We start from the raw sequence: 12,834 nt of genomic DNA, 5'->3' as shown, positions 1-12,834 counted from the left end.
CATGTGCGGCATCGTCGGCGTTCTGGGCAAGCACGAGGTCTCGCCCCTTCTGGTCGAGGCGCTGAAGCGGCTGGAATACCGCGGCTACGACAGCGCCGGCATCGCAACTGTGGATGACGGTCATCTCGACCGGCGCCGCGCCGTGGGCAAGCTCATCAATCTCAGCGACACGCTGGTGCGCGATCCGCTGCCCGGCAAGTCCGGCATCGGCCATACCCGCTGGGCCACCCACGGCGCGCCGACCGAGGTCAACGCCCACCCGCATCGCGCGGGCCCGGTGGCGGTGGTGCACAACGGGATCATCGAGAATTTCGAGACGCTTAGGGCCGAGCTGAAGGCTCAGAACTTCGGCGCCGAGACGGATACCGATACCGAGACCATCGCGCTGCTGGCGCAAAGCTATCTCGAGGACGGCGCAACCCCCGACGAGGCCGTGGCACAGACCCTACAGCGGCTGGAAGGCGCGTTCGCGCTCGCCTTTCTGTTCGACGGGTACGACGACCTGATGATCGCGGCGCGGCGCGGCAGCCCGCTGGCCATCAGCCTGGATGATGGCGAGGCCTATGTGGGGTCGGACGCCATCGCGCTGGCGCCCATGACCGATCACCTGACCTATCTCGAGGAAGGCGACTGGGCGGTTCTGACCCGCAACTCGGTCCAGATCTACGACGCCCACAACCAGCCGGTGGAGCGCCCCAGCGAGCCGATCACCCCCGAGGCGGGCCGCGTGGAGAAAGGCGGCCACCGCCACTGGATGGCCAAGGAAATCGCCGAGCAACCGGCGGTGCTGGACCAGGCGCTACAGCACTACATCCGCGACGCCGACCTGGTGATGCCCAACGACGCCGTCGATTTCGCCAAGGTCAACCGCGTGGTGATGGTCGCCTGTGGCACGGCGTACTATGCCTGCCACGTGGCGAAATACTGGATCGAACGGCTGGCCAACCTGCCGGTCGAGGTCGATGTGGCCTCGGAATTCCGCTATCGCGAGCCGCCGATCCCCGAGGGCACGCTGGCCGTCTTCGTCAGCCAGTCGGGCGAGACGGCCGATACCCTGGCCGCCCTGAACTATTGCAAGGGCAAATGCCCCATCGTCGCGGTAGTGAATGTCGAGGGATCTTCGATCGCGCGCGCGGCGGACGTGGTGCTGCCCATCCTCGCGGGCCGCGAGATCGGGGTCGCGTCGACCAAGGCCTTCACCTGCCAGCTGGCCGTGCTCGCGGTCCTCGCCCTGAAGGCGGCGCGCGATCGTGGCACGCTGACGGGCGAGCAGATGGACGCGCATCTCGACACGCTGACCCGGATCCCGGCGCTGATCGCCCAGGCCCTGAACATCGAGGACGAGCTGCGCGATATCGCCCGCGACCTGTCCGAAGCGCGCGACATCCTGTTCCTGGGGCGCGGCGCGATGTATCCACTGGCGCTGGAAGGTGCGCTGAAACTCAAGGAAATCAGCTATATACACGCCGAAGGTTATGCGTCGGGCGAACTGAAACACGGGCCAATCGCGCTAGTGGACGACAGCGTGCCGGTGATCGTCTTCGCCCCCACCGACCCGCTGTTCGGCAAGACCGTCAGCAACATGCAGGAGGTGATGGCCCGCGGCGGCAAGGTCGTGCTGGTCAGCGATACCCAGGGGCTGTCATCGCAGCGCGCTACCTGGCACACCGCGCAGATGCCCGACGTGGCCGAGCTGTGGGCGCCCATTCTCTATGCCGTGCCCGCGCAGCTGCTGGCCTATCACACCGCCATCGCCAAGGGCACGGACGTGGACCAGCCGCGCAACCTGGCGAAATCGGTGACGGTGGAGTGATCCACTAGGCGTTCTCGTCCCGCAGCGCGCGGCGCATGATCTTGCCCGTGGCCGTGACCGGCAGGCTGTCGCGCAGATGCACGGCCCTGGGCGCCATGTGCGGGCTCAGGGCCGTGCGCACGTGGGCGATGAGCGTGGCTTCGATGTCGGCAGGGTCGATTCCGTCCGCCAACACCACGAAGGCGGTCACCGCCTCGCCCCGCTGGGGGTCGGGCAGGCCCACGACGGCGGCCGCCGCCACGGCCGGGTGCGCGCAAAGGCAACCCTCGATCTCGGACGGGCCGATGCGGTAGCCGCTGGAATTGATCACATCGTCGTCGCGCGACACGAAGGCGACGTAGCCGTCCCGGTCCATCCGCCCCAGGTCGCCTGTGCGCATCCAATCGCCGGCGAACTTCTCGGCTGTCTTCTCGGGCCGGTTCCAATACCGCAGGAACATGCCGGGATCGGGCCGCCCCACCGCGATCTCGCCCAACTGGTCCAGCACCGGGGTGCCGCCCGCGTCGATCACCGCGACGTCGTGGCCGGGCACCGCGCGGCCCATGTAGCCCTGCTTTTGCACCCCCCGCGCGGCGTCCGAGGCGACGACGAGGTTGCACTCGGTCTGGCCGTAAAGCTCGTTGATCTCCGCGCCGAGCGTCTCGCGCCCCCAGTCGATCAGGTCGGCGCCCAGCGCCTCGCCCCCCGACCCGATGGACCGCACGGCGACGCCCTGCGGCACCGGCACCGTCCGCATGGCCCGAAGCGCGGCGGGCGGCAGGAACAGGCGCGTGACGCGCTCGCGCGCGATCAGGTCCCACGCGGCCCCGGCGTCGAATTTGCGCATCCGGTGGCTGATCAGGCGCACGCCGTAGTAAAGGGACGGCATGGCCAGGTCCATGAGGCCGCCGATCCACGCCCAGTCGGCGGGCGTCCAGCCCACGTCGTCCGGCAACGGCAGGTCGGCGTGGTTGACCTCCATGCAGGGCAGATGCCCGAGCAGGAAGCGATGGGCGTGGAGGACACCCTTGGGCGGCCCGGTGGTGCCGGACGTGTAGATCATCATGGCCGGGTCGTCGGCGGCGGTATCGACCGACCGGGCAATCGGATCGGTCGCCGCGACCAGCGCGTCCAGCGCCGGCACGCCCTGCCCCGGATCGGTGCAGAGCAGGTGTTCGAGGTCGGGCAAGTCGTCGCGCAGGCCGGTGAGCTTTGGCAGGTTCGCGCCATCGGTGATCGCGACCTTCGCCGCGCTGTCGGCCAGCCGGAACCGAAGGGCCTCGGGGCCGAACAGCGTGAACAGCGGCAGCGAGACGGCGCCCAGCTTCATCGCCGCGAAATGCCCCAGCATGACTTCGGGGCCCTGGCTCAGCAGCAGCGCCACCCGCTCGCCGCGGCCCACGCCCCGTGCCGCCAGCGCCGCCGCCAGCCGGTCCGAGGCGTCCTTCAGGGCGGCATAGGTCCAGTCCGTCACCGCGCCGTTCGCGCCCACGCGACGCAAGGCCACGCGGTCGGGCGCCAGCGCGGCCCAACTGTCGCAACAGCGCTCGGCGATGTTCAGCCGGCCGGGAATATCCCAGGCGAAGGCGGCGCGATCGGGCGGCAGAATACGCCGGTCGCGCCCCGCGCCGTCCATCAGTTGGCGTAGACGACCAGCGTCGGCAGATCGGTCAGCGGCGCCTCGAGCAGGCGCATGGCCGCCAGCGATACCTGGCTGCCGCCGTTACCGTCCAGCGGCCGCAGCTCGACAACGGCCGAGGTGCCGCGAACCGGGTATTCCAGCCGGCCCGACTGCTGCGCATCCACCAGCGATGTCTTGATCCAAAGACCGGGCTGCGTCGGATCGCCCAGCGACGCGACGACCTCGCCCAGGCGCTGCTCGCCCCCGCTGGGCGCGGCGCTGGCGGCGGTCCGCTGCTCGTCCGTAACGGTGTCGAAATCGTCGGCGGTGCGTGACCCGCTGGCCGGTGGCGGGGCGCTGACGATCTCGGCGATTTCCTCGGGCGGGGGTGGTGCCGCCTCGGCCTGGGGCGCCGGTGAAGACGACCCACCGCCCTGGAAAACCGAGGACACGCGGGCGCAGCCCGACAACGAAAGGGCGACCGCGCCCAGGATCAAGAATACTTTCATGTGCTCCAAGCTAGGTCCTGCGGCGCGCCTTGCCAACGACCAAAGGAGGCTTGCGGGCCGACGGCGCGACCCTTAGCTTCCCCACCATGACTGCACCCCTCATCGACCCGTTCCAGCGCGCGATCTCGTACCTGCGCGTCTCCGTCACCGACCGCTGCGATTTTCGCTGCGTCTATTGCATGGCCGAGAACATGCAGTTCCTGCCCAAGAAGGAATTGCTGACGCTCGAAGAGCTCGACCGCATGTGCTCGACCTTCGTCCGGCTGGGGGTGAAGAAGCTGCGCATCACCGGCGGCGAGCCCCTGGTGCGCCGCGATATCATGACCTTCTTCCGCTCCATGTCGCGGCACCTGGACAGCGGCGACCTGCACGAGCTGACGCTCACCACCAACGGATCGCAGCTGCATCGCTTCGCCGAGGACCTGTATGCCGCCGGCGTGCGCCGGGTGAACGTGTCGCTCGACACGCTGGACGAGGACAAGTTCGCCCGCGTGACCCGCTGGGGCCGCCTGCCGCAGGTGCTGAAGGGGATCGACGCCGCGCTGGCCGCCGGGCTGAAGGTCAAGATCAACACCGTCGCGCTCAAGGGTTTCAACGAGGACGAATTGTTCGCGCTGACCGAGTGGTGCGCCGATCGCTGCATGGACCTGACCTTCATCGAGGTCATGCCCATGGGCGACCTGGGCAACGAGGACCGTGTCGGCCAGTACTGGTCGCTGAAGGACCTGCGCGGGCAACTGGCCGAGCGCTATACCCTGTCCGATATCCCCAAGCGCACTGGAGGTCCGGCACGCTACGCCAAGATCGAGGAGACGGGCCAGGATATCGGCTTCATCACGCCGCTGACGCATAATTTCTGCGAAAGCTGCAACCGCGTGCGGCTGACCTGCACGGGCGAACTTTATATGTGCCTCGGCCAGGAAGACATGGCCGACCTGCGCGCCCCGCTGCGCGCCTCCGAGGACGACCGGGTGCTGGAACAGGCGATCCGTGCCGCGATCTCGCTGAAGCCGAAGGGCCATGATTTCGACTATTCGCGCCAGCGCGCGGATGGGCAGATGACCCGGCACATGAGCCACACGGGCGGATGAGCCTGCCCGGCCGGGCGCTCTACGCACTGTACCGGGTGCTGGCGGCGGGGATCGCGCCCGTCGCCTATCGCCGGGATGCCGACAAGCTGACTTCGCAAGGCGTGCCCGGGGATCGGTTGCCCGAACGCCGGGGGATGCCGTCCGGCGATCGCCCGGCGGGACGGGTCATCTGGGTCCACGCCGTGTCGGTGGGCGAGGCGATGTCGATCCTCCCCCTCGCCCAGCGCCTGTCGCGAGATGCCACCGTGGTCCTGACCACCGCCACCGCCACGTCGGCCCGGATGGTGGCCGCCCGCGCACCCGACCTGGTCCACCGCTTCGCGCCGCTCGACACCGGGCGCGCCGTGCGGCGGTTCCTGGACCACTGGCGCCCGGACCTGCTGGTGCTCACGGAATCCGAGCTCTGGCCACGGCAGATCACCGAAGCGCACGACCGCGCCATTCCCGTCGCGCTGGTGGGCGCGCGCCTGTCGGACCGGTCGCTGCGCCGCTGGCAGAAGCTGCGCCCCCTGGCCCGCCACATGCTGGAACGGATCGGCCTGATCCTCGCCCAGGACGAGCGGACGGCGCTGGGCCTGCGGCACCTCGGTGCGCGGGACGACCGGCTGCGCGTGATTGGCGCGCTGAAGACGGCCGCCGATCCGCTGCCCGTGGACACCGCCCGGCTGGACGAAATGCGGGGCGCGCTGGCGGGTCGGCCCGTCTGGGTCGCGGCCTCGACCCACCCGGGGGAAGAGGTCATTGCCGCCGAGGCGCATCGCGCCCTCCTGAACGACCGCCCCGACCTCCTGCTGATCCTCGTCCCCCGCCACCCCGAGCGTGGGGACGCCATCGCGGCCGAGCTGCAGGACCGGGGGTTCTGGGTGACCCAACGCTCGACCGCCGCGCTGCCCGACGCGCGCTGCCAGGTCTACCTGGCCGACACGCTGGGCGAGCTCGGGCTGTGGTTCTCGCGCGCCCCCGTGGCCTTCGTCGGCGGCTCGTTCACCGACATGGGCGGCCACAACCCGGTGGAGCCCGCGCAACTCGGCTGCCACGCGGTGACGGGGCCGCATATCACCAACGCCGCCGACATCTACGCGGCCCTGGTCGATCAGGGCGCCGCGACCGTGATAGACGATCCGGCGCAGTTGCCTGCCGCGATTGCGCCCTTCCTGGATGGCGACCGCGCCGGTGCCGCCGAATTGCAGGCCCCGGACCTCGACGCGGTGGCGGACGAGCTCCGCGCGCTGGCGGCCCACCCGCCCGAGACCGCGCCGCCCGTCGTCCTGGCCCCGAATTTCAAGCGCCGGCTCTCGGGCGTGACCGCCACGGTGGTGCGACTGGTGCCGCTTCAGGCCCGCCAGATCGCCATCCGCGCCACCGCCCCCGCCCTGCCCGACCACGTTCCGCAGATCCCGCTCTGGCGGTTGCCGCTTCTGCCCCGGCGGGTGCGCCGCGTCTGGCACGCGCGCCGCAATGTCGAGATGATCGGAGGCCTCGCCTTGCGCCACCTGCTGCGCAAGCGGATGGCGTTGCTGTTCACCTCGGCCTCGCAGCGGCGGCACACCGGGCTGACCAAGTGGCTGATCGCGCGCATGGATGCCGTGGTGGCGACGTCGGACAAGACCGCCGCCTATCTCGACCGGCCCGCCACCGTCATCCGCCACGGGATCGACACGGACGCCTTCACCCCTGCCCCGGACCGCGCCGCGCTGCGGCATCGGCTGGGCCTGCCGGACGGGCTGCTGATCGGCTGCTTCGGGCGCATCCGAAGCTCAAAGGGCACGGACCTGTTCGTCGACGCGATGCTCGCGGTCCTGCCCGCGCATCCCGACGCCACCGCGCTGATCATGGGCCGCGCGACCGAGAAGGACCGCGCCTTCCTGCAGGACCTGAAGGCGCGCGTGGAGGCCGCTGGCCTGTCCGGGCGCATCCTCTTCCCGCCCGAAGTTCCGGTGCACGAGATCGCCGACCATTACGCCGCGCTCGACCTCTACGTCGCGCCCCAGCGGTGGGAAGGCTTCGGCCTGACCCCGCTCGAGGCCATGGCCTGCGGCGTGCCGGTGATCGCCACCACGGTCGGCGCCTTCGACGAACTCGTGGTGGACGGCGAGACTGGCGCGCTGGTGCCGCCTGGGGAGGCGTCGGTCATCGCCGACGCCGTGCGCACGGCCCTGTCCGACCGCGACCGGCTGGCGCAGCTGGGCGCCGCCGCCCGCGCACATGTCCGCGCGCATTTCACCCTGCAATCCGAGGCGGACGCGCTGATCGCGATCTACCGCGACCTGCTGCGCCGCGCCTGAGGCAGGGCGCGCCCCAGCCTCATCACTGGTCTACAAATACTCATATCCCACGCCTCACGCCCCGCGATACCGCCGGACGAAGTTGGCGAGGATCCGGTGCGACGCGTCCACCGGCCCGGCGGCGGCAAGGGCCTTCAGCCGCTCGGCCTCGGACGGCTCGAAATAGCCGCGGTCGGCATAGACATCGATGCGCAGGGCAAAGCTGGCGGCGTCGGCCTCGGGGTGGAACTGCGTGGCATAGACGTTGCGCCCGTGGCGGATCATCTGGAACGGGCAGTCCGGCCCCTCGACCAGATGCGCGCAGCCCGGCGGCAGGGCCTGCACCGCCTCCTTGTGGGCCACCAGCGCGCCGAAACGGTCGGGCACACCTTCCAGCAGCGGATCGGCGCGGCCCGCATCGGTCACACGGCAATCGGTCACCGATACGCCCTCGCCCCAACGCTCCTTCGAGACCGGGCCGCCCAGGAAATCGGCCAGCGCCCCGATCCCGTAGCAACAGCCGAGAAACGGCAGGTCGCGCGCGCAGATATCGACCAGCAGTGCGCGCAGCCCTTCGACGATGCGGGTCTCGGGCGCGCTGCGGGTCGAGGGGTCATCGGAGACGCAGGCGGGCCCACCGCCCATGATGATCGCGCCGACATCGTCCAGCGACAGGCCGTCCGGCAGGCCGTCGCGCTCCAGCCGCACGCGCAGCGTGTCGTCCCCGGTCAAACCGCCGCGGCGCAGGATCGCCTCGTATTCCTCGTCGGCCGCCACGTCCTCGGGGCGGCCCTGGAGGATCAGGACCGGCTTCACGCCGCCGGCAGTCGCTGTTCCACGATGCCGGCCCACCACGAGCAGCCGGCAGGGATCGCGTCATCGGTGAAATCGTATTCGGGGTGGTGGACCGGCGCGGTATCGCCGTTGCCCACAAGGATGTAGGCGCCCGGCCGCTCCTCCAGCATGAAGGCGAAATCCTCGCCCCCCATGACCAGCGGCGCATGCGCGCAGTCTCCGGCCACCGAGGCGGCGACCTGCGCCGCGAAATCGGTCTGGTCGGGATGGTTCACCATCACCGGGTAGTTCCGATCATAATCCACCCGCGCCACGGCGCCGAAGCCCGCCGCCACGCTTTCGGCCAGCTGGCTCAGCCGGGTCTGCGCCAGGTCGCGCATGGCGGGGCTCAGCGTGCGCACGGTGCCCTTCATCGCCACCGATCCGGGGATCACGTTGAAGGCCCTGGACGAGGACTCGACCGAGGTGACCGATACCACGATCTGTTCCACCGGGTCGGCGTTGCGCGATGCAATGGACTGGATCGCCGAGACGATCTGCGCGGCACAGACGATGGGATCGACCGTTTCGTGCGGCTTGGCGGCGTGACCGCCCTGCCCGTCCACCACGATGTCGAACACGTCCGTGGCGGCGAAGAAGGGCCCGGGGCGGATCGCGAACTGGCCCACGGGGATGCCGGGCCAGTTGTGCATGCCGTAGACCTCTTCGATGTTCCAGCGTTCCATGATGCCGTCGCGGCACATCTCGCGGCCGCCGCCACCGCCCTCTTCGGCGGGCTGGAAGATCACCGCGACGCGGCCGTCGAAATTGCGCGTCTCGGCCAGGTATTTCGCGGCGCCCAGCAGCATGGCGGTGTGACCGTCGTGGCCGCAGGCATGCATCGCGCCGTCGGTGGTCGAGGCATAGGGCTTGCCCGTCGCCTCGCGGATCGGAAGCGCGTCCATGTCCGCGCGTAACCCGATCGTGCGGCCCGAGTTGTTGGTCTTGCCTTCGATGATGCCGACGACGCCGGTGCGACCCAGGCCGGTGGCCACTTCGTCGCACCCGAAGGCCTGAAGCCGCTCGGCCACCAGCGCGGCGGTGCGGTGCGTATCGAACAGGATCTCGGGATTGGCGTGCAGATCCTGCCGCCAGGCGGTGATTTCGGGCAGCATTTCGGCGAAACGGTTCTTGATGGGCATGGGGGGCTCCTGTCGGCTTGGCGCGCAGGATGGGACAGGCGCGGCCGGGCCACAAGACCCGCGGCTTGCCTGCGACGGCGCCGCCGCTAGCTCCGCAAGAACACGCGGCACGGGATACGGCATGGCGAAGGGCGACAGGGATCTTACGGCAGGATCGGTGCGATGGGCTGTGGTGGGCACTTCGGCCCCCATGGTCGTGGGCATTTTCGGCGTGATCGCCGTGGGGCTGGCCGACGCGTTCTTCCTGGGGAAGGTCGGCCAGGCGCAGCTGGCCGCCGTCGGCTTCTTCTTCCCCGTCGCCACGGCGATCACGTCATTGTCCATCGGGCTGTCGGCGGGCAGCAACGCGGCGCTGAGCCAGGGGATCGGCCGCGCCGATGGCGACGGCGCCGTCAACCGCGTGGCCTTCCACGCCCTGGGACTGGGCATCGCGATCGGCGTGATCACGGCCCTTGTCCTGTGGCTTCTGCTGAACCCGATCTTTTCCCTGCTGGGCGCAACGGACCGCACCCTGCCCGAGATCCGCGCCTACATGGGGTGGTGGCTGATGTCCTTCCCGCTGCTGGTGATCTCGATGCAGCTGGGGGCCATATTCCGGGCGCACGGGAACGCGGTCACGGCGTCGATCATCATGTCGGGGCAATCCGTCTTCAACATCGCGATCGATCCGCTGCTGATCTTCGGGATGTGGGGCCTGCCCGAGATGGGCACCGGCGGCGCGGGGCTGGCCACGTTCCTCGCGCGGCTGCTGGCCGTCCTGTTCGGATTGGCGTGGGCACTGCGCAGCGGGCACCTGACGCTGTGCGCCGATCCGCTGAAGAACCTGTGGAACAGCGCGCGCCAGATCCTGGGTGTAGGGCTGCCGGCCGCATTCTCGAACGCGATCAATCCTATGGGCATGGCCGCGGTCACGGCGGCCGTTGCGACGCTGGGCGACGCGGCGGTGGCGGGGTTCGGCGCGGCCACCCGGATCCAGACGTTGGCGCTGGTGCCGATGCTGGCGCTGAGTTCGGGGATCGGGCCGGTGATCGGCCAGAACTGGGGTGGCGACCGGCAGGATCGCGCGGGCGGCGCCATGCGCTTCACCTTCCTGCTGTGCATTCTCTACGGCGCGGCGCTGGCGGCGTTGTTGCTGCTGTTCGGCGATGTCTTCGCCGGGGCGATCGCCTCGGGCGAGGAAGACGCGCAGATCGCCACGACCTACCTGCATATCGCCGGGCTGTCGCTGTTCGGCTACGGCATGATGGTCACGGCAAACGCTGCGATGAACGCCCGGTCGCGGGCCACGGTCTCCATGGGGCTGAGCCTCGGGCGGATCCTGCTGGTCTATATCCCGCTGGCCTGGGCGCTGGTGGGGGTCATGGGGTTCACCGGCATCGCCGTCGCGGCCGCGGTGGCCAACGTGGCGGCGTCGCTGGCCGCGCTGGTGGCGGCCCGCTGGACCGGCATCCTGTCGCTGGACCTGCCCGGCGTCCCCGTCCCCAGCGCGCGCCCGGCCGAGTGAGCGCCTACTCGATCGCGTTGCGAATGCGGCGGACCAGCGCCCACACGGCCAGCACCACCAGCGGGACCAGGATTGCCGTGCCGATCGCCTTGGACACGCCGATCGCGGCGAAGATAGGCGCCGCGACGTACAGCACCAGGTTCAGCGCGTAATAGCTGATCGCCACCACCGACAGGCCTTCGACCGTGCGTTGCAGCCGCAGTTGCAGGTCGGCCCGGCGATCCATGCTTTCCAATAGGTCCTGGTTCTGGGCCGAGCGTTCGACATCGACCCGGGTGCGCAGCAATTCACCCGCGCGCAGAGCGCGTTCGGACATTTCCTGCAACCGCCCGCGCGTCGCGGTGACGGTGCGCATGGCCGGGTCGAACCGGCGCATCATGAATTCGCCGATGGTCTGGCGGCCCTCGAAAGCCTCTTCGCGCAGGACCTTTACCCGCTGGTTCACCAGCGCCTCGTAAGCGCCGGTGGCGCCGAACCGGAACGAGGTCTGGGCGAGGATGGTTTCGAGCTCGGCCGAGACGCCCAGCAGCGCCTTCAGCGTCGCCTCGGGGCGGGCGTTGTCGCCGGTCATGTCGTCCATCAGCCGCGTCAGGTCCCGGTCGAGCTGCCCCAGCTTGGCCGACAGGCTGCGCACGCGGGCGAGGCCCAGCATGGACATGGTCTTGTAGGTCTCGATCTCGCACAGGCGCTGCACGATGCGACCCACGCGGCGGTTGCCGATATCGGGCTTGGTGAAGACCGCCATCCGCATATGCCCCGTCGTGTCGATGCGGAAGTCGCTGGCGATCAGGGCGCTGCGGTCCAGAACCTCGGAGGCGGCCAGGCTTTCGGGCACGAACCACTTGGCCAGCCGATCACGCACCGTGTCGTCGTCGGGCCGTTCCTCGACCCGGATCAGCGCCGAGGTGATGCGCGCCCCCGGCGCGTCGGCCAGCCAGTCGTTCGGAAAGACGTCGAAAATGCCGCTGTCGAACGGTTTCTCGGCCACGCCGTCCCCGAAGATCGTGTAGGTCACGAACTCGGTATGTTGCTCCCATTTCAGCTCGTACCGGCCGATCTGTCCGAACCAGTGGGTGGCGTCGGCCTTGGGGTGCTGCGCGCCGAAGCGGTCGAGCAGCGCGACCAGGTGGTCGCGGTCGGCGGTGCGGTCGCGACCGGCGGCATTCTCGGGCGCCTTGATCGCGAGATAGGCAGCGAAACAAGGCGCGCTGAGCGACGGGAAAGGCCGCGCGTGAAGTTCGTTGGCCAGCGCGTAACGCAGCGGATGATCGTTGATGGACGCCATGGGAACCTCGCGCGGATTTGCGCCACGCTAGCCCTTGGAACGCAAAAGGGAAACGCTGAATGTGCAGCGTTTCCCGATATTTAGCGGAATACGTCGGTATACTGCCGACGCGGAAGCCTCAGGATTTCTTGGCTTGCGCCGCCGCCTTCTTGGCCGTTTCCTCGACCTTGCTGACTGCTTCTTTCATCTGGCCCTGCGCCTGTTTGAAGGCTTCTTCGTTGGCGTTGCGGGCGTCCTCGGCCATCTTGCGCATCATCTTCAGCGCTTCTTCCACCGCGTCGTTCATGGCGGCGGTCTTGGCCTTCATCTGCTCGGGGCCGGTATTCGCCTCGATCCACTCGTATTGCTGGCGGGCGGCATCGGTCATCTTGTCGAAGATTTCCATCTGCTTATCCAGCAGGCCCTTATAGGCCTCGGCGGCCGACTTGTTGGCCTCGGCCATGGCGTCGAAGTTGCGCTGGTTGGCCTTGATGACGTCTTCCATGTCGAACATCTGGCCCTTGGGCTGCTGCTGGAACATGCTCATCATGTTCTGCGGATCCCACATCTTGCGCATCTCCTCGGGATCAAAGGCTTTCATCCAGGGATTCATGTCGAAGGGATTGTTCTGTGCCATGGGGCGTCTCCTCTCGTTGCGGGGTCGGGGCGCACCGGGCGGCACGCCCCCTCACTGTATCTTATGGGCTTACCTAGCGTGAACCGGTCCGGTTTCAATCGGCACGCTATTTCGAAACCCTTTGTTTTCAGGAACATCCGGGCTGAACGGGCAACACGGACACCCCGAAGCGAAAC

At 69.0% G+C, this 12,834-nt stretch carries 10 protein-coding genes and 1 pseudogene; 5 read left to right on the top strand and 6 right to left on the bottom strand.

Annotation, left to right across the window (positions count from 1 at the left end):
• The first annotated feature begins 1 nt into the window (after position 1).
• Positions 2 to 1,813, top strand: coding sequence for a glutamine--fructose-6-phosphate transaminase (isomerizing) (gene glmS / locus BMX96_RS00120; protein WP_091842875.1), 1,812 nt, complete (start codon positions 2 to 4; stop codon positions 1,811 to 1,813).
• Positions 1,814 to 1,817: 4 nt separating this feature from the next.
• On the opposite strand, the gene BMX96_RS00115 is transcribed toward glmS, so the two are convergent.
• Positions 1,818 to 3,428, bottom strand: a complete 1,611-nt coding sequence (locus tag BMX96_RS00115) for an AMP-binding protein (protein WP_091842872.1) — start codon at positions 3,426 to 3,428, stop codon at positions 1,818 to 1,820.
• Positions 3,428 to 3,922, bottom strand: coding sequence for a hypothetical protein (locus tag BMX96_RS00110; RefSeq protein ID WP_091842869.1), 495 nt, complete (start codon positions 3,920 to 3,922; stop codon positions 3,428 to 3,430). Before BMX96_RS00110 ends, BMX96_RS00115 begins: the two co-directional genes overlap by 1 nt.
• An 86-nt stretch (positions 3,923 to 4,008) precedes the next feature.
• Between BMX96_RS00110 and moaA the strand changes: the two genes are divergently transcribed.
• The 3 genes and pseudogenes from moaA (at position 4,009) to BMX96_RS19780 (ending at position 7,298) form a co-directional block, all read left to right on the top strand.
• Complete coding sequence (gene moaA, locus BMX96_RS00105) at positions 4,009 to 5,013, top strand: GTP 3',8-cyclase MoaA (RefSeq protein ID WP_091844356.1); 1,005 nt, start codon at positions 4,009 to 4,011, stop codon at positions 5,011 to 5,013.
• Positions 5,010 to 5,636 (top strand): annotated as a pseudogene (locus tag BMX96_RS19785) (3-deoxy-D-manno-octulosonic acid transferase); the annotation flags it as partial. The gene moaA and the pseudogene BMX96_RS19785, both read left to right, overlap by 4 nt.
• Before the next feature lie 606 nt (positions 5,637 to 6,242).
• Entirely contained in the window at positions 6,243 to 7,298 is a 1,056-nt protein-coding gene (locus BMX96_RS19780) for a glycosyltransferase family 4 protein (RefSeq protein ID WP_236736949.1), read from the top strand.
• A gap of 54 nt (positions 7,299 to 7,352) precedes the next feature.
• Here the strand turns inward: BMX96_RS19780 and BMX96_RS00095 are convergent, their stop codons facing one another.
• Entirely contained in the window at positions 7,353 to 8,093 is a 741-nt protein-coding gene (locus BMX96_RS00095; RefSeq protein ID WP_091842863.1) for a glutamine amidotransferase, read from the bottom strand.
• Positions 8,090 to 9,253: a M20 aminoacylase family protein gene (locus BMX96_RS00090; protein WP_091842860.1), complete on the bottom strand. Its 1,164-nt coding sequence runs from the start codon at positions 9,251 to 9,253 to the stop codon at positions 8,090 to 8,092. Before BMX96_RS00090 ends, BMX96_RS00095 begins: the two co-directional genes overlap by 4 nt.
• A 121-nt stretch (positions 9,254 to 9,374) precedes the next feature.
• Here BMX96_RS00090 and BMX96_RS00085 point away from each other — a divergent pair, with 121 nt between their 5' ends.
• Complete coding sequence (locus tag BMX96_RS00085; protein WP_236736899.1) at positions 9,375 to 10,757, top strand: MATE family efflux transporter; 1,383 nt, start codon at positions 9,375 to 9,377, stop codon at positions 10,755 to 10,757.
• Positions 10,758 to 10,761: 4 nt separating this feature from the next.
• Here the strand turns inward: BMX96_RS00085 and BMX96_RS00080 are convergent, their stop codons facing one another.
• Together BMX96_RS00080 and BMX96_RS00075 are read right to left on the bottom strand one after the other, a co-directional pair.
• Positions 10,762 to 12,042, bottom strand: a complete 1,281-nt coding sequence (locus BMX96_RS00080; protein ID WP_073128839.1) for a DUF3422 family protein — start codon at positions 12,040 to 12,042, stop codon at positions 10,762 to 10,764.
• A gap of 118 nt (positions 12,043 to 12,160) precedes the next feature.
• Positions 12,161 to 12,658: a phasin family protein gene (locus BMX96_RS00075; protein WP_073128838.1), complete on the bottom strand. Its 498-nt coding sequence runs from the start codon at positions 12,656 to 12,658 to the stop codon at positions 12,161 to 12,163.
• Between the last annotated feature and the right edge of the window lie 176 nt (positions 12,659 to 12,834).

Source organism: Palleronia pelagia (assembly GCF_900110115.1).
Lineage (GTDB): Bacteria > Pseudomonadota > Alphaproteobacteria > Rhodobacterales > Rhodobacteraceae > Palleronia > Palleronia pelagia.
This window is presented reverse-complemented; position numbering and strand designations above follow the sequence as displayed.

Coding starts and splice junctions, on each gene's coding strand:
- glmS (WP_091842875.1), top strand. CDS start 2: ATGTGCGGCATCGTCGGCGTTCTGGGCAAGCACGAGGTCTCGCCCCTT.
- BMX96_RS00115 (WP_091842872.1), bottom strand. CDS start 3,428: ATGGACGGCGCGGGGCGCGACCGGCGTATTCTGCCGCCCGATCGCGCC.
- BMX96_RS00110 (WP_091842869.1), bottom strand. CDS start 3,922: ATGAAAGTATTCTTGATCCTGGGCGCGGTCGCCCTTTCGTTGTCGGGC.
- moaA (WP_091844356.1), top strand. CDS start 4,009: ATGACTGCACCCCTCATCGACCCGTTCCAGCGCGCGATCTCGTACCTG.
- BMX96_RS00090 (WP_091842860.1), bottom strand. CDS start 9,253: ATGCCCATCAAGAACCGTTTCGCCGAAATGCTGCCCGAAATCACCGCC.
- BMX96_RS00085 (WP_236736899.1), top strand. CDS start 9,375: ATGGCGAAGGGCGACAGGGATCTTACGGCAGGATCGGTGCGATGGGCT.
- BMX96_RS00080 (WP_073128839.1), bottom strand. CDS start 12,042: ATGGCGTCCATCAACGATCATCCGCTGCGTTACGCGCTGGCCAACGAA.
- BMX96_RS00075 (WP_073128838.1), bottom strand. CDS start 12,658: ATGGCACAGAACAATCCCTTCGACATGAATCCCTGGATGAAAGCCTTT.